The sequence below is a fragment of the Flavobacterium sp. genome (assembly GCF_027484205.1).
In the GTDB taxonomy this organism is placed as follows: domain Bacteria; phylum Bacteroidota; class Bacteroidia; order Flavobacteriales; family Flavobacteriaceae; genus Flavobacterium.
In genome coordinates this window covers 262,828-281,561 of the sequence record NZ_JAIXUB010000025.1, presented here as the reverse complement: position 1 = coordinate 281,561, position 18,734 = coordinate 262,828, and the positions used below count along the sequence as shown (strand labels likewise).

15 protein-coding genes and 2 tRNA genes are annotated in these 18,734 nt (G+C 30.4%); 6 read left to right on the top strand and 11 right to left on the bottom strand.

All coding sequences use genetic code 11. The annotated features are described in order from the left end of the window. Window positions 1–6: 6 nt before the first annotated feature. On the bottom strand, window positions 7–420 hold the full coding sequence (locus Q0049_RS13740) for a hypothetical protein (protein WP_298120852.1): 414 nt from the start codon (window positions 418–420) through the stop codon (window positions 7–9). A gap of 91 nt (window positions 421–511) precedes the next feature. Here Q0049_RS13740 and Q0049_RS13735 point away from each other — a divergent pair, with 91 nt between their 5' ends. Beyond that, window positions 512–1,306, top strand: coding sequence for a DUF2797 domain-containing protein (locus Q0049_RS13735; RefSeq protein ID WP_298120850.1), 795 nt, complete (start codon window positions 512–514; stop codon window positions 1,304–1,306). Between the two features lie 73 nt (window positions 1,307–1,379). Here the strand turns inward: Q0049_RS13735 and Q0049_RS13730 are convergent, their stop codons facing one another. The 4 genes from Q0049_RS13730 to sppA all read right to left on the bottom strand — a co-directional run bounded on the left by Q0049_RS13730 (window position 1,380) and on the right by sppA (window position 7,566). Next, on the bottom strand, window positions 1,380–2,411 hold the full coding sequence (locus tag Q0049_RS13730; RefSeq protein ID WP_298120848.1) for a hypothetical protein: 1,032 nt from the start codon (window positions 2,409–2,411) through the stop codon (window positions 1,380–1,382). Window positions 2,412–2,565: 154 nt separating this feature from the next. Further along, window positions 2,566–5,217: an AsmA-like C-terminal region-containing protein gene (locus Q0049_RS13725; RefSeq protein ID WP_298120847.1), complete on the bottom strand. Its 2,652-nt coding sequence runs from the start codon at window positions 5,215–5,217 to the stop codon at window positions 2,566–2,568. Window positions 5,218–5,407: 190 nt separating this feature from the next. After that, a complete protein-coding gene (locus Q0049_RS13720) occupies window positions 5,408–5,776 on the bottom strand; it encodes a hypothetical protein (RefSeq protein WP_298120844.1) in 369 nt (122 codons plus the stop codon). A 23-nt stretch (window positions 5,777–5,799) separates the two neighbouring features. After that, window positions 5,800–7,566 carry a signal peptide peptidase SppA gene (gene sppA, locus Q0049_RS13715; protein WP_298120840.1) on the bottom strand — a complete coding sequence of 589 codons (1,767 nt, stop codon included), beginning with the start codon at window positions 7,564–7,566 and terminating at the stop codon, window positions 5,800–5,802. A 140-nt stretch (window positions 7,567–7,706) separates the two neighbouring features. Here sppA and folK point away from each other — a divergent pair, with 140 nt between their 5' ends. Continuing rightward, the gene (gene folK, locus Q0049_RS13710; RefSeq protein WP_298120838.1) at window positions 7,707–8,840 is read left to right on the top strand and encodes a 2-amino-4-hydroxy-6-hydroxymethyldihydropteridine diphosphokinase; all 1,134 of its coding nucleotides are present in this window, start codon (window positions 7,707–7,709) and stop codon (window positions 8,838–8,840) included. Here folK and Q0049_RS13705 read toward each other — a convergent pair. The 3 genes from Q0049_RS13705 to Q0049_RS13695 all read right to left on the bottom strand — a co-directional run bounded on the left by Q0049_RS13705 (window position 8,837) and on the right by Q0049_RS13695 (window position 11,963). Beyond that, complete coding sequence (locus Q0049_RS13705; RefSeq protein ID WP_298120836.1) at window positions 8,837–10,885, bottom strand: T9SS type B sorting domain-containing protein; 2,049 nt, start codon at window positions 10,883–10,885, stop codon at window positions 8,837–8,839. The genes folK and Q0049_RS13705 overlap by 4 nt on opposite strands. Further along, complete coding sequence (locus Q0049_RS13700) at window positions 10,885–11,418, bottom strand: RNA methyltransferase (RefSeq protein ID WP_298120834.1); 534 nt, start codon at window positions 11,416–11,418, stop codon at window positions 10,885–10,887. The genes Q0049_RS13705 and Q0049_RS13700 overlap by 1 nt, the downstream gene beginning before the upstream one ends. A 77-nt stretch (window positions 11,419–11,495) precedes the next feature. Next, window positions 11,496–11,963 carry a DUF1573 domain-containing protein gene (locus tag Q0049_RS13695; protein ID WP_298120832.1) on the bottom strand — a complete coding sequence of 156 codons (468 nt, stop codon included), beginning with the start codon at window positions 11,961–11,963 and terminating at the stop codon, window positions 11,496–11,498. A 153-nt stretch (window positions 11,964–12,116) separates the two neighbouring features. Here Q0049_RS13695 and mutS point away from each other — a divergent pair, with 153 nt between their 5' ends. From mutS to Q0049_RS13675, 4 genes are all read left to right on the top strand, one after another. Continuing rightward, entirely contained in the window at window positions 12,117–14,723 is a 2,607-nt protein-coding gene (gene mutS / locus Q0049_RS13690) for a DNA mismatch repair protein MutS (protein ID WP_298120830.1), read from the top strand. Window positions 14,724–14,855: 132 nt separating this feature from the next. Then, window positions 14,856–14,928 (top strand) — tRNA-Gly (locus Q0049_RS13685). 37 nt (window positions 14,929–14,965) lie between these two features. Then, a tRNA-Leu gene (locus Q0049_RS13680) sits at window positions 14,966–15,049 on the top strand. An 87-nt stretch (window positions 15,050–15,136) separates the two neighbouring features. Then, complete coding sequence (locus Q0049_RS13675; protein WP_298120829.1) at window positions 15,137–15,505, top strand: DUF1508 domain-containing protein; 369 nt, start codon at window positions 15,137–15,139, stop codon at window positions 15,503–15,505. 54 nt (window positions 15,506–15,559) lie between these two features. Here the strand turns inward: Q0049_RS13675 and Q0049_RS13670 are convergent, their stop codons facing one another. The 3 genes from Q0049_RS13670 to Q0049_RS13660 form a co-directional block, all read right to left on the bottom strand. Continuing rightward, entirely contained in the window at window positions 15,560–15,799 is a 240-nt protein-coding gene (locus tag Q0049_RS13670) for a hypothetical protein (RefSeq protein WP_298120828.1), read from the bottom strand. Between the two features lie 155 nt (window positions 15,800–15,954). After that, window positions 15,955–18,102, bottom strand: coding sequence for a S46 family peptidase (locus tag Q0049_RS13665; RefSeq protein WP_298120826.1), 2,148 nt, complete (start codon window positions 18,100–18,102; stop codon window positions 15,955–15,957). Window positions 18,103–18,105: 3 nt separating this feature from the next. Further along, a complete protein-coding gene (locus Q0049_RS13660) occupies window positions 18,106–18,552 on the bottom strand; it encodes an N-acetyltransferase (RefSeq protein ID WP_298120824.1) in 447 nt (148 codons plus the stop codon). Window positions 18,553–18,734 lie beyond the last annotated feature (182 nt).

The window sequence follows — 18,734 nt, the reverse complement described above, 5'->3', positions numbered from 1 at the left end:
AAAGGACTATTTACTATTTAATGATTTTATAAATTTCCCAGAAATAATTGGACTTTTATCTGATTCTTGTCCTAGAGTAAAATAATATTCATTATCAACATTTTTTACAATATTGAATGTTGGTCTGTTGTCTTTTAATAATTTTTTTTCAAATTCATTTGGTGATTTTGGTTCAGTATAACCTTTTACTACGAAAGAATTTTCATCTAGCCATTCCATTTCTAGAGCTTCAAATTTATCATCTATTTTTATGGTGAATTTACCGTTTTGAATCAAAAACTCAAAATCATTCAATTCCTTTTTTTTGAATTCATCATCTAAAATAGCGGAATAATGGCCATCAGGAAGTACATTAGATTCCGATTTAATTGTAAATGAATTTAGAAATATAAAAGTTATTATAATAAAGAGATTTTTCATAATCAGAATTGGTTTTAAAGTAACATAACATCTATATTTACGCTAAAATAGTAAATTTATTGTAATTTTCGCTTCTTAATTAAAATCAATCATGCAATACGAAGGCGTTCTCACCAAAATGCAAACCGAGTTTTCTAATCCAATTCAGTATTATTTGGTATTTGAAAATAGTTTTCTTCATTTGAATCAGTTGTTAAATAAATCGTTAGAAATTAATTTTCTAGGCTATCAATGTTTGGAATGTGGTAAGAAAAAGAAAATTTTCCGTCAAGGATTTTGTTACGATTGCTTTATGAGTAGTGCATCTGCAGGTGATTGGATTATGAAACCCGAATTATCAACAGCGCATTTAGACATTGAAGATAGAGATTTAGAATATGAAAAACGCGTACAATTGCAACCACATATTGTGTATTTAGCTTTATCTAGTGAAGTGAAAGTTGGTGTAACTAGAAAAACGCAAGTGCCAACTCGATGGATTGATCAAGGTGCAGTACAAGCCATTCCGATAGTTGAGGTTCCAAATCGTTATTTAGCAGGAATTACCGAAGTTGCCTTAAAAAATCATTTTGCTGATAAAACCAATTGGCAAAAAATGCTGAAAAATGAAGTTCCTGTTGCCGATTTAATAAAAGAGCGTGCCAATTTGAAATACCTAATTCCAAAAGAAGTACAGGAATTCTATCATCCAGAAAAAGAAGATTTGTATGATATGCATTTTCCAGTTTTGGAATATCCTAAAAAAGTAACTAGTTTAAATTTAGATAAATCACCCAACTTCACAGGAAAATTAACCGGAATAAAAGGGCAATATTTAATATTTGAAGACGGAACTGTTTTTAATGTTCGAACTTTTGAAGGTTATGTTGTGAAAATAAATTTGTGAGTTTGGTTTTTGAACTTTATTTCAGTTCTATACAATCAAACTCACAAATCGACTAACCCTTTTACAACCGTTTTTAGAGTTTATGAATGGTCACTTTTGAATCTAAATCAAAATCAACTTTATTAAAGTTAACTTCTAATTTATCTGAAACGTTTGATAAAGTTATTTCAGTAAAATCATTACCACTACATAATAAATAGAATAGTTTTGGTAGGTTTTCAATATTAAGTTTTTTAAGTTTATTGTCCTCACATTCAATATCTTCCAAGCTTTCAAAATTGGTGAGATTTAGTTGTTCTAATTTGTTGTTATTGCATCTTAACTGTCTTAATTCTTTTAGATTTGAAATGTCCAAATTTTCAATTTCATTATTGTTACAATGAAAGTCTTCTAAATTTGAAAGTAGCGACAAATCAACATTTTTAAATTTGTTGTTACAAATCCATAAATGAACAAGTTTTTTTGATTTAGACAAATCAATTTGTGATAATTCATTATCTGTACAGTATAGATACAATAGTTCGGGATTATTTGTTACGTCCAATGATTTTAGATTGTTATTTTTGCAGCTCAACTCAACCAAATTGTTGTTTCTGCTACAATCAATAGTTTGAAGATTATTATTATCTGCACCGAATACTTCTAAATTTTCGCACTGTGTAAGGTCTATTTGAGATAGATTATTATTGCCTAAATAAAGTTCCTTCAAATTATGTGTCCCATTCAAATTAACCGCTTCTATGTTATTATTTTCTAAATTTAATTTTTTTAAATTTAGTGATCCATTGGAGTTTACCGCATTGATATTTTGGTTCACACAGTCGAACATCCTCAAAGAAGAAAATCCAGACAAATCTATTTTACCATGTAAAAAAGGCACTTCATCTTCTTTAATTTCAAGATCAATTTGTTCTACTTGCAATGGGTCGCTTTCAGTCCAAGTAATACCATCCCAATTGTCATAGGAATCGTCACTCCAATTTAGTAATTTTCCGTCAATCGAATTATTTGCTATTATTTTTTTTAGAAATTCAATGTCATTTGGATCGAAATTTTTACTTCCTAAAGAGGATAAAATTGATTTTAGGTTAGATAGTAATCCCATTTTTATTTTTTTTAAATTATAAGAAAGTTATAAAAAGATGAATTTTATTCACCAAACGGAACAAATATAATAAAAATATTGAAAGAAAAAAGCTATAAAATAACTACTCGAATTTTAAAATAAAAATGCCCTTCAAATCGAAAGGCATCTTAATTTATGGAGTTTTAGATGTTGTACTTGCAGGTTTTTCTTTTTTCTTAAACAAACCATTCAGTAAATCTTTAGTTTTAGTTTCGGTTTGTTTTTTTATTTCATCTTTGGCTTTTTCCTTAATTTCATCTTTTGTAGTTGGAATTTTAGTTTTGGTTGTATCGCCTGGTTTTTTATTCTTGTTTATTAGATTTTCCAATTCATTTTTACCTTTTCCAATCAATTGTTCTTTTTGTTGTTTTACTAAATTATTTACTAAAGTTGTTGTTGCTGCTTTGATATCAGTAGTGATTTTTGGTGTAGTAAACGAACCTCCAAGAATTGCATTTACAGGAATATTTTCAAGTTTAGCAGCATTTGCAGGAGTTAATTTTGCTATTAAATTATTGACATCAGTTCCAAGATATTTGGCTGGAACATCAAACTTTAAATTGTAATTCATCAATTGGTCAAAACCATGTGTTCCGCCAACAGTTACTTTAATGTCTTGGTATTTTATATCAAATGGTTTTACGTTTACTTTTCCATCTTTGAAAGTGACAGCCGCTTTCAAGTCATTTAAATTTAATTTCTTTAAATCGATAAAATTCAAATTAGAATCTAAAGCACTTAAAAGGGTTGAATTGCTAGAATTTACAGTAGTTGACAACAATTGACCTAATAAATCTCCAGATAATGTTTTCAAATCAGGTGTCATTTCATTTGCATCTAAATTTCCAGATAACTTGATAGTTGAATTTAGTTTTCCGTTAATGATTCCTGCAATTGGTGCGATTTTTTTCAACATATCTAATTGCGTAAAACTGTCGGCAATATTCACTTGATTCAAACCAAGATTCATGTTGAAAGTAGGCGTTTTTGCTTTGGTAGAAACCATTCCGTTCAGACCAATAGAACCGCCAAAAATATTGGTTTTAATATTTTGTAAAGTCACAGCTTGGTCTTTTACAATCAATTTTCCCGAAACATCTTTCAAAGTTAAATTATCATATAAAACGGTATTAGCTTTTGCCGTAAGAGAACAATCCAAAAAAGCAGGTATTTTCATGGCTTCTGTTTTGGCTTTCGTTTCTGTTTTAGCGGTTGGTTCAGCAGTGGTCATAAAATCGGAAACCGCAAGTTGATTAGAACTCAAATTGAAATTTCCTTGTAAATTCTGATTTCTAAAAATGAATCCGTAGAAATTTTCTAAAACTCCAGTCACGTTCATGTCGCTTTTTCCTGTCGTAGCTTTAAATTCTTGAAGATTGACACGACTCGGATTGAATTGAACAATCGCACTGTTGATGTTCATCGATTTACCGTTTTCATCCACATATTTGAATCCAGTTAAGTTGATATTTCCAGCATTATTGATGTTTTGGTATTGACTTTTTTCAACCGATGCCATATCAAATTTTGTAGTTACATCAGCTTTCAAAATTCCAGAAAGTGGTTTTTCTAATTTAATAGGATAGGCTTTTGATAGATTTCCTAAATTAATTGTTCCTTTCAATGCGGCGTCAACCAATGCATTTGTTGCCACGTTTTTTATGTTTGCCTTAGCGTTAAAAACATCTTGATCAATTGAGAATGATAATTTGTCTAAATTCACATAAGTATCATTCATTACACCAGTTTCATTGATGATTTTTGTGTCGATAATAATATTTTTAACCGATTTTGGTAAATTAGGATATTGAAATGAAGCATTATTAGAAGCAATTGCAATATTAAATTTAGGAACAGTTGTGTCAGTTAGCATTCCTTTCGCAAAACCAGCTACTGTAAAATCACCAGAAGTTTTTACATTATCCAAACTACTTGTATAAGCTGAAGGAATTAATCCTAAGAAGTTTTTAAATGATGAAGTTGGAGTTTTGAAAGTCAAATCATAGTTCTGTCCAGCGTCAACCATTTGAATGAATCCGTTGAATTCAAGAGGCAATTCGTTGATTTTTGCTTTGTTTTCTTTGAAAGTATATTTGCTGTTTTTTAAGTCAATTCCGAGAATAGCATCTAAAGAAACATTTATATTATTCATATAATTTACTTTGTCCATGTTCAACGAAACTTTAGCAGTTGTTTTGGTATCTAAATCTAAAACATCATTCGAAAAATCGCCAGTTCCAGAGTGATTGATGCTGTCAAGAACCATCGAAATTTTTGACGATTCATCAAAATATTTGAATTTGAAATTTTCAACATCATATTCTTTAATTTTTAAAGAAAGTGGTTTACTTTTTCCATCATCCGTTTTTTGGTCTTGATTTTTTAAAGCAATATCGAAATTTCCAACGCCATCTTTATTGAAAATGATATTAATTAATCCGTTTTTGGAGGAAATAGCATCGATATTTAAAGGTTCGTTATCGCCATTAAAAAGTTCCATCACCGACATTTTTAAATTTAGTTCTTTGAATGAAACTAAAGTATCGCCTTCAAATGGTGCTTTGTTTACAATGGATAAATTTTCCATAGCCACATTCGCATTTGGAAAACTTTTGAATAAACTTAAATCAGCATCAGTAAAAGCCACTTTAGCATCAACGCTTTCGTTAATAGATTTTAGAATTTTAGCTTTGATTTGGTCTTCAAATAGATACGGAATTGCAAATGCTGAGACAATTAATAACAACAATACAATTCCAACGATTTTTAAAATTTTCTTTACCATGATGATTTACTATTTATTCGACTATTATAAAGCAAATACCTTGCCTTATTACTATATGAAACAAATTTAGTGTTTTAGGATTGTTTTAGTTTGTAAAATTTTCATAAAATGTTTCATAATTTGCTTGATGTAGAAACACTTTTACAAATAAAAAAATCCGCTCAAATATTTTTTGAACGGATATAAATTTTTAATCTTCTTTGACAATAAAATCATAGAATAATAAATCTTTTTTTATAAAAATACTCTTACAATAAATTCTTGTATTTGAATCTGAATCTTTTCTATATATTTTATATTCAGTAGAATTGGAATTTTTAAAAATTGAATCTCCAATTTTTATCTGATCGGAATCATCTGAAAAGAAACTTGTATAAATTTTTTCTCTTGACAATAAAAATTCATGACCAAGTTTACTATTACTTTTTTTGTCAATTATTGTGTCTTGAACTTCATCTTCATATATTCTTTTTGTTGAATCATAAAATAAAAAAGTAAAGTAGCTTATAAAAATTACTATAAAAATTCCACCGATAATATCTTTTATTTTTACTATCAAATTTATGAAATCATTTATTTTGATTAATTAATTTTCAACTCATAAGCCATTCTTGCTTGAACGCCTTTTTGGTTGGTCATTTGTTTTATTTGTTGAAGCACTTTATAATTTTGCTCTCCAATTTCTTCTTTTATAATAGCTTGACGCGATTGTGCAAATCCAAATTGTGCTAAAACATCTTCAAAACTTTTTTCAAATTCAGGGAAATTTTGAATTCTATATTTTGTTGTTTTTCCAAGTTTAGCTGCTTCTTTTATAGCTTCATCCATTCCGCCAATTTTGTCAACTAAACCAATTTTTAAAGCATCTTGACCACTCCAAACTCTACCTTGACCAATAGCATCAACTTGATCGAAAGTTAATTTTCTTCCTGCAGAAACTCTGTTTACAAAAGTAGAATAAATGTGTTCAACTCCTTCTTGGGCAAAACCACGATAGTTTTCATCTAATGGCATAAATGGGCTGTAACCTGCTGCGTTAGTATGAGTTTTTACTTGTTCAATATCTAAACCAATTCTATCTGCTGCAACGGTAAAGTTTGGTAAAACTCCAAAAACTCCAATCGAACCTGTAATTGTATTGGCTTCAGCAAAAATTTTGTTAGCATTACAAGCAATGTAATATCCACCAGAAGCGGCATAGTTTCCCATTGAAACCACAACTGGTTTTACTTTTTTAGTCAATTCAATTTCTCTCCAAATCAATTCCGATGTTAAAGCACTTCCGCCTGGCGAATCGATTCTTAACACTACTGATTTTACATTTTTATCATTTCGAGCTTCTTGCAAGGAACGACGCATTGCACCTTCACCAATCAAGTTTACATCGCCTTCACCGCTACCAATTTCACCTTGTGCATAAATAATTGCAATTTTATCTTTGTTAGAATAATCTGTTGATGTTGAAGCCACTTTTTCAGCATAATCTTCAATAGAAACACTTTCATAATCTTCATCAGATGCCACTTTTAAAGCTTTTTTAATATCGTTATGATAAACATCTTCATAAGCAATTACGTCGATTAATTTTTCGGCTTTTGCCATTTGTGGTGTTCTTGCTAAAAGTCCATCGGCAACTTGATTTAATCGTTCAACTGATAATTTTCTGCTTGAAGCTACATCAGTAACTACAGAATTCCATACGGAAGTTAATAGTTGAGTAGTTTGTTCTCTATTGGCATCACTCATTTTATTTTCCAAAAATGGTTCAACCGCACTTTTATATTTTCCGTGGCGAATGACTTCCATTTTTACACCCGATTTTTCTTGTAAATCTTTAAAGAACATCAATTCGGCTGATAAACCTTTGAATTCTAATTCTCCAATTGGATTTAAATAAATAGCATTGGCAACCGAATTCAAATAATAATCTTTTTGCGAATAAACATCGGCATAAGAATAGATAAATTTACCTGATTTTTTAAAATCTTCTAAGGCATCACGCAACGCTTTGGTTTGAGCAATTCCAAGATTTGAAAAATTGTTTACAATCGAAATTCCTTTAATATCGGAATCAGTTTTGGCATATTCGATAGCATTAATTATATCAAATAATCCATTGTGTTTGTCTTTATCATTCAAAAAAGGCATGTCGTCATAATTAGTTTTACCTGCATAATCGTAATTGACTTTTGATAAATCCAATTCGATTACTGAATTGCTTTGAACTGTAACAGTTTCAGAATCTCCGCTGCCAGCAATGGCTCCAATTAAGATAATTCCGAAGAAGAAAATCATGCAAAAAATAAATAGTCCAACAATTGTGGCTAATACATTTCCTAAAAATCTCATAGTTTTAATTTTTTATTAATTAGTAGTTGAAAAATATAATTTGTTACAAACCATTTGATTAATTGTAAAATAAAAATAGTTATCAACACAAGGCACAAATATACTTCAATTCTAAAATTCTTTTAGTTATTTTGCCAAATATGAATCACCAGCATCAAGTTATACTTTCCCTAGGCAGTAATCAAGGTAATCGTCTTGAAAACATTGAGCGTTGCATTGATTTATTGCACCAAGAAGTTGGAACTGTAGTAAAGGTTTCTTCTTTATTTGAATCTGATTCTTGGGGTTTTTCTAGTGATTCTTTTTACAATTGTGCAGTTTTAATTCATACGCATAAAAATTCGCAAAAGCTTTTGAAAAACATTTTGAAAGTTGAAAAAAGGTTGGGTAGAGTTCGAACAGAAAGTTCTGAATATCAACCAAGAGTTATTGATGTTGATATGATTTCTTTTGATGATGAAATTATTGAATCTGAAGCATTACAAATTCCGCACAAACATCTACAAGACCGACTTTTTGTTTTGTTACCGATGAAGGAAATTCTTCCCGATTGGACACATCCCATTTCTCAAAGATCAATTTCACATATTTTAAAAGATTGTGAAGATGAAGGTAATTGTGTTAAGATTTCAAAACTGAATGCACCTTTGCATAAAATTAATTTTGACGATTTTAACTATATTGCTATAGAAGGAAATATTGGCGCAGGGAAAACAACTTTGGTTTCTAAATTAGCAGAAGATTTTAATGCTAAAACAGTTTTAGAACGATTTGCAGATAATCCGTTTTTGCCTAAATTTTATAAAGATCAAAACCGATATGCTTTTCCGTTAGAAATGTCTTTTTTAGCAGATAGATACCAACAAATATCCGATGATTTAGCACAATTTGATTTGTTTAAAGATTTTATAATTGCTGATTATCATATTTTTAAATCTTTAATTTTTGCTAAAGTAACGTTGGCAGAAGATGAATATCGTTTGTACAAAACGCTTTTTGATATCATTTATAAAGAAATGCCAAAGCCCGATTTGTATGTTTATTTGTATCAAAACACCGAGCGATTATTGGCAAATATCAAAAGAAGAGGAAGAAGTTACGAACAAGAAATTCCAGCAGATTACTTAGAAAAAATTAATAATGGATATCTCGATTACATCAAAACTCAGAAAGATTTAAACGTACTTATAGTAGATGTTTCGGACAGAGATTTTGTAAAAAACCAAGAAGATTATATTTTTATTCTTGATGAAATTAAGAAGAAATTGAATTAACGAATCATTGAAAAATGACCTTTAGTTTCAGTTGAATTTTCATCAGTTTTAAAAACAAACCAATAATCATCAGAAATTAATTGTTTTCCATTGTAAAAACCATCCCAACTTGTGTTATTTCTGTTTAGAATGGTAATTAATTTTCCAAATCTATCAAAAATTTTCAATTCAGATTTTGGAAAATGAATTAATCCTTTAACATACCAAGTGTCATTTATACCATCACCATTTGGACTAAAAAATTGTGGAACTGATATAATAATAAAATTTTCAGAATCTAATCCACAATCATGCACTTCTCTAACGTATGCTTTATAAAGTCCGCCTTCTTCAAGAGTAAAAACATTAGAATCTTGATAATTAATTCCATCAATAGAATATTCAAAATCTCCAAGTTGTGTTGTAATTATTGTGGCAGTTAAATTGTTGGTTTGAATTTCTAAAATTTCAGGTGCAAGAAATTGATTAATTGTAAAATTTTTAGTTTTTGAACAATTATTTGAATTTGTAATTATCACTGAATAGTTGTTTAAACCAGTATGTAAAATGCTTTGAGTTGTTGCTCCAGTTGACCATAAGTAACTCATTCCAGTAATTCCAGCATTCAGAATTAATGAGTCATTTTCGCAAATTTCAAAACTTTCATCACTAACATTTGGAAGCGGATTTACAATCACAGTAACTGAAATTCTATCTGAAAGACAGCCATTATTATTAGCTTCAGCATAGAAAGTTGTTGTATTATTTAACGTAGATGTTGAAAATGAAGTTCCTGTTGCTAAAACAGAAGAACTTGTCATTGATGCATACCAACTTATTGTTCCAACAGTAGTTGAAGCAGAAAGCGTAGCCGTATTTTCACTACAAATAGGTAATGGAATTGTCGCCGAGATTACAGGAATTTCATTTATGGTTGCTACTACAGCGGTTCGATTTCCAGTTAAACAACCACTTGGAGAAGCGTTTACATAATAAGTTGTCGTTGAGGAAAGTGCTGGAGTTGTAAAACTTGTTCCAGTTGAAATTAAAACACCACCAACAGCATCAGAAAACCAATTTACGGTTCCAGTTGAAGAAGTTGCTTGTAGCGTGACACTTCCATTTCCACAAATTATAGAAGAAGTTGTTGAAGTAATCGAAGGCATTGTTATTGTGGTGCTCGTTGAAATTTGTAAAACAGGATCACCTGGAGTTCCACCATATTCGACAATATAACCTTTTGGTTGATACAGACCACTTGATGCTCCTGTATTTGATATATCATTCCATGAGCCAGGAATTCCAACACCTGGAGCAGTGACATGAGTATAATCTTCGTCTCCTGCGCTGTTTGGTTCGCCTGTGTTCCAAAGTGTAAAAGTAAAATTGTTTCCAGTTTCAGGTCCAGTCATCCATTTCCAAACACCTTCTGTTTCAGAATCACTTCCTCCAATCCAACCTGCTCCAGCTGCTTGTTCACCAGAAAGTTGAGCTTCATCTGCGGCGGTAATGGTAGCTAAATATCCTTGTAAACCATAATAAAAGCTGCTATCGGCTAAAATTTTTGCATTTGACCATGTAACACCAATATTGGGTATGTATTGGTAATAATGTTGGTTTGAAGGTAAATAATTGGCTTGTCCAACAGTGATTGAAAAAGTTCTTGTGCCAGAAGGATTGGTTGAACTATTATAAAACTCAACATCTTCAATTGCTGCAATCAATGCAACATAAGTTGGTTGAACAGAAGCTACACCAGATAGAGTTAATTTTCCAGTTAAAGCATCCCAAGAGCTTGATATTGTTGGATGTATGCCAGAAAGTGATAAAACATCTTGCCCGTTTACATAACCAGAAGAAATTTGAATATAAATTGCATCAATACCACTGTCATCAGGATCGATGATCGACATATTAGTTACTATCTTCATAGGAATTTCTGGACAATAAACTTGATTTCCTGTTGCATTTAAAATTGGAGCTACATTTGTTGTTTGAGCTAAAATGATTCCATGAACAAAGAAAAATAAGATAAAAATTCTAGAAGAAATATACTTTTTATACATTATAAATTTTTGATTTTTTGAAATAAATCCCAAACTACGATTCCCGTACTTACAGAAATGTTAAGTGAATGTTTTGTTCCTAATTGTGGAATTTCAATGGTTCCGTGACAAATTTTAATTGCTTCTTGTGAAACACCAAACACTTCATTCCCAAACACTAAAGCGTATTTTTTATTTTTTTCAGCTTTAAAATCATTTAAGAAAATAGCATTTTCAACTTGTTCTATAGCATAAACAGAAGTCCCTTCTTTTTTTAAATTTTCAATAACTTCAATAACATTTTTATGGTGTTCCCAAGTTACTGTTTCGGTTGCTCCGAGTGCGGTTTTATGAATTTCTTTGTTTGGAGGTGTTGCTGTTATTCCGCAGAGGTATATTTTTTCAATCAAAAATGCGTCAGAGGTTCTAAATACTGAACCAATATTATGTAAACTTCTTATGTCATCAAGAATAATAATAATGGGAGTTTTTTCAGCTTGCTTAAAATCTTCAATAGACTTTCGGTCAAGTTCACTATTTTCTAATTTTCGCATTTCTTTTTTTTACAAATATATCCAAAAAAAAAGCTTCCGAAAAATACAGAAGCTTTTAAAAATATATTTTTTAAAATTTAACTTTTTGTTGGCTCAGATGCAGGTGCGTCTGGTAAAACATTTCCTTTAATAGTTAATGTTTTAGTATCTCCTTGAACAGCATTAGATTTTAAAGTAACTGTTTTTTGGAATGCACCAACTCTATCAGTAGCATATTTAACTCCAATTACAGCTTTTGCACCTGGAGCAATTGGTTCTTTCGGGTAAGTTGGAACTGTACATCCACATGAACCTGTAGCACTAGTGATGATAAGTGGTTTGTTTCCATTATTTGTGAATACAAACTCTCTTTTTCCATCAGCATTGTGTTGAATAGTACCATAATCAATAGTTTCGCTTTCGAAAACCATTCCAGCACCTTCAACTTTTGGAGTTACCACTTTAGCAGCAACTGCTTTTTTAGATTTTGCTTTAGTTTTTGTTTGTGCATTTGATGTTGTTATTCCAAAAACAACCAATACAGCAACTAGTAATATTTTTTTCATTTTTATAAAAATTAATAATTTAACAAGACAAATTTATATAAAAAAATGTACCACAATCACAATGAAGCTTAAATTTTTATTAAATGAAATGTTAATGATAAAAATTAATATTAAATAATTAAATTCGTAAGCTAATTTTAAATCAAATTTTCATTGTCATCTAAAGATAAAAGCCCGAAAGAAACGCCGTTAATGAAGCAATATAACGAGATAAAAAGAAAATATCCTGATGCTTGCTTATTGTTTAGAGTTGGAGATTTTTATGAAACTTTTGGGGAAGATGCTATTCGTGCTTCAAAAATTCTTGGTATTACACTTACAAAGCGTGGTGCAGGTTCTGAAACTGAAACTGCTTTGGCAGGTTTTCCGCATCATTCTATTAATACCTATTTGCCAAAATTAGTTAAAGCAGGACTTCGAGTTGCAATTTGTGACCAACTTGAAGATCCAAAAATGACTAAAACTATTGTTAAACGTGGTGTTACAGAGTTAGTAACTCCTGGTGTTGCAATGAATGATGAGGTTTTGCAATCTAAATCAAATAACTTTCTAGCCTCGGTTTATTTTGGAAAAAAACAATTGGGAGTTTCCTTTTTAGATGTTTCAACTGGAGAATTTTTAACAGCTCAAGGAAATGAGGAATATATCGATAAGTTACTTCAAAATTTTAGTCCAAGTGAAATTTTAATTCAAAAGAATAATCGAAATCAATTTAAAGAAAGTTTTGGAGAAGATTTTAATACATTCTACCTTGAAGATTGGGTGTATCAAGAGGATTATGCTTTCGAAACATTAGTAAATCATTTTCAAACTAATTCCTTAAAAGGTTTTGGAGTTGAGGAATTGCAAGAAGGAATTATTGCTTCAGGTGCGATTTTATATTATTTATCAGAAACACAACACAATAGAGTTCAGCATATTACTAGCATTCAAAGAATTGCGGAAGACGCTTATGTTTGGATGGATCGATTTACTATCAGAAATTTAGAGTTGTATCATAGTTATAATCCCAATGCTGTTACACTATTAGATGTTATTGACAAAACGCTTTCGCCAATGGGTGGACGATTGTTGAAACGTTGGTTAGCATTGCCTTTGAAAGATGCTAATAAAATAAGAAGTCGCCATGAAGTGGTTACTTATTTGAAAGAAAATCAAGAAATACTCCAAAAAATACAATATCAAATAAAGCAGATTTCCGATTTAGAACGACTGATTTCTAAAATTGCCACAGGAAAAGTCTCTCCAAGAGAAGTAATTTATTTGGCAGCATCTTTAGATGCAATAATTCCAATAAAAACATTGGCTTTAGAAAGCAAACAAGAAGCTGTTCGTATTATTGGTGATAGTTTTCATAGCTGCGATTTACTTCGTGAAAAGATAAAAACAACTTTAAATCAAGATGCGCCAGTTGCTATTTCTAAAGGGAATGCTATTGCAACAGGAGTTCATGCCGAATTAGATGAACTAAGAAGTATTGCTTTTTCAGGAAAAGAATTTTTAGAAGGAATAGAAAAAAGAGAATCTGAAGCTACAGGTATTTCCTCTTTAAAAATATCGTTCAATAATGTTTTTGGATATTATATTGAAGTAAGAAATACGCATAAAGATAAAGTTCCAACAGAATGGATTAGAAAGCAAACTTTAGTAAATGCGGAACGATACATTACAGAGGAATTAAAAGAATATGAAACTAAAATTCTTGGTGCTGAAGAAAAGATACATCAAATAGAAAGCCAACTTTTTGAGCAATTAGTCAATTGGATTGCAACATATATTAAACCAGTTCAATTGAATGCTAACTTAGTTGCTCAGTTAGATTGCTTAACTTCTTTTACGCAGTTAGCAATCGAGAATAATTATGTTTGTCCAATTATTGACGATACTTTCGAATTAGAAATTACAAACGGTCGTCATCCTGTTATTGAAAAACAACTTCCTGTTGGTGTTCCTTATATTGCCAATGATGTTTATTTAGACAGAGAAACCCAGCAACTAATTATGATTACCGGTCCAAATATGTCAGGGAAATCGGCTATTTTGAGACAAACAGCATTAATTGTGTTACTTGCTCAAATGGGATGTTTTGTGCCGGCAGAAGCTGTAAGAATGGGAGTTGTAGATAAAATATTTACAAGAGTAGGAGCAAGCGATAACATTTCGATGGGCGAATCTACTTTTATGGTAGAAATGAATGAAACCGCGTCTATTTTGAATAATATTTCCGACAGAAGTTTGGTGCTTTTAGATGAAATTGGTCGTGGAACAAGTACTTATGACGGTATTTCTATTGCATGGGCAATTGCCGAGTTTTTACATGAAAATCCTGCTCGACCAAAAACGCTTTTTGCAACACATTATCATGAATTGAATGAAATGACTGAAAAGCTTCCGCGAATACAAAATTATAATGTTTCAGTTAAGGAACTAAAGGATAATGTACTTTTTATAAGAAAATTAGTTAAAGGAGGAAGCGCTCACAGTTTTGGAATTCATGTTGCAAAAATGGCTGGAATGCCACAAACTGTAATTCAAAAAGCCCAAAAACTTTTAAAGAAACTTGAAAAAAATCATTCGAGTGATGCTTTACATGGAATTCAATCAGCTAAAGATGAGATGCAATTGAGTATTTTTAATTTAGACGATCCGTTATTGGAAGAAATTAAAGAGGAAATACTAGGTTTAGACATCAATACATTAACTCCTGTAGAAGCATTAATGAAGCTTAATGAAATAAAACGAATGTTGTTAAAAAAGTAACAAATAGGTTTTCAATAGGTTAAGTTTTTATTGGTATTTTTTTATAAAAAACGTTTGTATAATTGAATTTTAATGTTACATTTGCATCCGCAATACGGAACAAGTATTGTTGTTCTTACAAAATTTGATAATGCGAAAATAGCTCAGTTGGTAGAGCGCGACCTTGCCAAGGTCGAGGTCGCGGGTTCGAGCCCCGTTTTTCGCTCAACTACTTATAACGTTTGATTTATTCAAATGGCAATGCTCGAGTGGTGGAATTGGTAGACACGCTGGACTTAAAATCCAGTGAACATTAGTTCGTGCGGGTTCAAGTCCCGCCTTGAGTACAAAAAAACCGTAAACTTTATTATTATTGTTTACGGTTTTTTGTTTTTTATAGAATTTTAATACATTTTATTTTAGTTTTTCTTAGTATGGGAACATTCGTAATCAGTAAACGTCAAAATGGATATTATAAATATGAATTTACTTCTAGAAAAGGTAAGGCGATATTTATTAGTAATGATTTTGAGCTGCGTTTTGAATGTGAAGATGATATTGAGTTTTTGAAAAAAAATGTTGAAAATATTTTCTTTATGAAATTCAAATCAAAAAACGGTAAGATGTATTTCAAAATTATCTTGAATGAAAAAGAGATTGCTGTTAGCAGAAAATATACTACACCTTTTTTACTTCAAAAAGGGATTGATGAAATTATAAGAACCATTTCAAAGTCTGAAATACTAGATTTTACTAACCAAGACTTTGTTTTTCCATCTGCGGAAGATGTTTTTGGTAATTAACATCAAAAAAAAAGCCCTGCAATGCAGAGCTTAAAATTAAAAACTAGGTTTTAATTATTTTTTCACTTCTTCAGCAGCAGCTTCAACTTTTTCAGCAGCTCCTTCAGCAGCAGCAGCAACTGAATCAGTAGCAGCAGTAGCAGCAGAATCAACAGTTTCAACAGCTTCAGTAGCAGCAGAATCAACAGCAACTACAGCAGAATCAGCAGCAGCTTCAGCGTTCTCAGATGCATTTTTACAAGATACTACAGTTAATGCAGCAACAACAGCTAAACTTAAAAATACTTTTTTCATCTTAATTTAATATAAAAGGTTAATTATTAATTCGGAGCAAAGATATAAATTTTTTTAATCGGAAAAACTTTTATTTAACTTTTTTTAAAAATTTCTCTTTGAATTCCGTTTTTATTGTTTACAAATTCCGTGCCAAACTAGAAAAAATAAATTATTTATTTTTTCTTCATTGGTTGTATGATTTTCAATTCATTAATGATGTTTTTTGCACCTGCATACTTATCAATAATGAATAAAATATACCTTGAATCTACCATAATGTTTCTACAAATGTCTGGAGAATAGTAAATATCACTCATAGTTCCTTCCCAAACTCTATCAAAATTCAAGCCAATTAAATTTCCGTTTTTATCTAATGCTGGACTTCCAGAATTTCCTCCTGTTGTGTGATTTGTAGCTATAAAACAAACAGGCATTTTACCATTTACACCATAAATACCATAATCTTTAGTGTTGTACAAATCAATTAATTTTTGAGGAACATCAAATTCATAATCACCTGGAACATATTTTTCCATAACACCATCTAATGTTGTAAATGGCTCGTAATAAACAGCGTCGTTAGGTTTATAACCTTTAATTTTTCCGTAAGTTACTCGCAAAGTACTGTTAGCATCAGGAAAAATTCGAGCCGATTTAGGGCTTAATTCTAAAATTGCTTTCATATATGTTCTTTGCAAAGCAATATTTTTCAAATTTATTTCATCATATTTAGGAGAAACTTTACTTGAATAAGCATCTGCCATTGATTTAATTAATTGATATCCTTTATCTGCATTTATTTTTTCAATTACTGATTTTGAATCACCTTCTAGTAACGATATAAATTTTTCTAAAGAAGTTAATTTTGAATTGGTAAAAATATCAGTTGTTAATTGTGATGCATTAATATTGTTCAAACTTTCTGGTAAAAATTGTTTCGGTGATTTTGTTGCGTATAAATTGATTAGTTGTTCAAATACGTTTTTATCAACCTCTGCATTATAATCTTTATAAAAATCAACTATTCCGTTAGATAAATTTGTTTTTCTATCGTTAAAAGCTTGTTCACCTTTTGAATTTAAAAGTTGTTCTAATTGATACAATTTATAACCAACAGAAAGTAGTTCGGTGTTTCTTAAAGCAACTTCAGAAAAATAATCTCTTGCTAAAGCATAATCTTTAATTTCAGTATAATTTTTTTCAAATTCGGAAAGTAAATTTCCATATTCAGCTTGTTTACCAGCTTTTACCACTTTTTCTTGAAAGTCTTTTTCAAATTTTTGTTTGGCAGCAACTGCATTGGCTTTTTTCAAACCTTTAGTTTCTCCCATCCATTTTTTCCAATAATTTGCAACTGAAGCATATTTTGCTGCATATTGAATTTTGATAGCTTGATCTTTTCTCATAAAACGATCTTGAACTTTCAAAGCTGCGTCACGAATTTCTACTTTTGCAGGATTTAAAGTTTCAACAATTTGATTCACAGCAACTGAAGGTAAATATTCTGTAGTTCTTCCTGGATAACCCATTACCATGGTAAAATCGTTTTCTTTTAAACCTGAAATCGAAATTGGGAAGAAATGTTTTGGTTTGTAGGGAACATTATCAACAGAATATGCTGCTGGACGATTGTTTTTATCAGCATAAATTCTGAATAAAGAAAAATCTCCTGTGTGTCTTGGCCAAACCCAATTATCAGTATCCGAACCAAATTTACCAATTGAACTTGGCGGTGCACCAACCAATCGCACATCCTTATAGCTTTCTACTACAAATAATAGGTATTGATTTCCGTCATAAAATGTTTTTACACGATTTTCTTGCCAAGTTTCTTTAGGAGAATTTTTAACTAATTCCGAAATGTTTTGTTGAATTTTCTTTTGTTTTTCGGCTTCCGAAGTTAAACTTGCAATACCTTCTACTACTTTCGAAGTTACATCTTCAATTTTTACTACAAATGTAACTTCCAAATCTTTATTTGGTAATTCCTCTTCCATTTTGTAAGCCCAAAAACCATTGGTTAAATAGTCATGTTCTACTGTTGAGTGACTTTGAATATTGTCAAAACCACAGTGGTGATTGGTCAAAATCAATCCTTTGTCTGAAATTACTTCGGCAGTACAACCGCCATCAAAATGAGGAACAGCATCTTTCAAACTCGATTTATTTATGGAATAAATTTGTTCCGCAGAAATTTTCATTCCTAAAGTTTTCATTTCGCCTTCGTTCATTCCTTTTAACATCGATGGAATCCACATTCCGCCTTGTTGCGCTTGCGTTTGAATGACAAATAATAAGAGTAGTAATTTAAAATATTTCATATGTTAGTGTAGTTTGTATTTTAATAATTTGCGATTGTGAACTTCAAAATCGTTTGCAAGATACAATTTTTGTGCGTTTTCATTGTGATGTTCTACTTCAAGATAGAGCAATTTTAACGATAATTTAGGGATTTGTTCTTTTATGAATTGTAGTGTTTTGGCTCCAATTCCTTTTCCTCTGGCGGATTCTTTGAGGTAAAGCTCGTCTATAAAGGCAATTTTTCCTTGATATTCAAAACTAAAAACAAAAGTAAGAATTACATATCCAACTAATTCATTCTCTGAATAAATCAACCAAGCTTTTCCAAGATGTTCATTGGAAATAAATTCTTGAAATAATTGTTTTGAAACATCAATTTCAATAGGATAATTGTCAATAGCATAGAAATCTTGCATCATTGATGTGATGGTTTCTATTTGGGAAGTTTCTAATTGTTGGAAAGTTGTCAAATTAAAAATAAAAATATAAAAAAATATTTATCAAAAAAACAGTTAACAATGGAGGTATTAGTAATAATAAGATAAAGATGATAAATGAATATTTAATTAATACTTTATACCTTCCTTCATATTTGTCTAAAATGTACAACCTTTTGTCTTTTCTAAAATATCTAAAATAACAAAAAACTGAT

Coding starts and splice junctions, on each gene's coding strand:
- Q0049_RS13740 (WP_298120852.1), bottom strand. CDS start 420: ATGAAAAATCTCTTTATTATAATAACTTTTATATTTCTAAATTCATTT.
- Q0049_RS13735 (WP_298120850.1), top strand. CDS start 512: ATGCAATACGAAGGCGTTCTCACCAAAATGCAAACCGAGTTTTCTAAT.
- Q0049_RS13730 (WP_298120848.1), bottom strand. CDS start 2,411: ATGGGATTACTATCTAACCTAAAATCAATTTTATCCTCTTTAGGAAGT.
- Q0049_RS13725 (WP_298120847.1), bottom strand. CDS start 5,217: ATGGTAAAGAAAATTTTAAAAATCGTTGGAATTGTATTGTTGTTATTA.
- sppA (WP_298120840.1), bottom strand. CDS start 7,566: ATGAGATTTTTAGGAAATGTATTAGCCACAATTGTTGGACTATTTATT.
- folK (WP_298120838.1), top strand. CDS start 7,707: ATGAATCACCAGCATCAAGTTATACTTTCCCTAGGCAGTAATCAAGGT.
- Q0049_RS13705 (WP_298120836.1), bottom strand. CDS start 10,885: ATGTATAAAAAGTATATTTCTTCTAGAATTTTTATCTTATTTTTCTTT.
- Q0049_RS13700 (WP_298120834.1), bottom strand. CDS start 11,418: ATGCGAAAATTAGAAAATAGTGAACTTGACCGAAAGTCTATTGAAGAT.
- Q0049_RS13695 (WP_298120832.1), bottom strand. CDS start 11,963: ATGAAAAAAATATTACTAGTTGCTGTATTGGTTGTTTTTGGAATAACA.
- Q0049_RS13675 (WP_298120829.1), top strand. CDS start 15,137: ATGGGAACATTCGTAATCAGTAAACGTCAAAATGGATATTATAAATAT.
- Q0049_RS13670 (WP_298120828.1), bottom strand. CDS start 15,799: ATGAAAAAAGTATTTTTAAGTTTAGCTGTTGTTGCTGCATTAACTGTA.
- Q0049_RS13665 (WP_298120826.1), bottom strand. CDS start 18,102: ATGAAATATTTTAAATTACTACTCTTATTATTTGTCATTCAAACGCAA.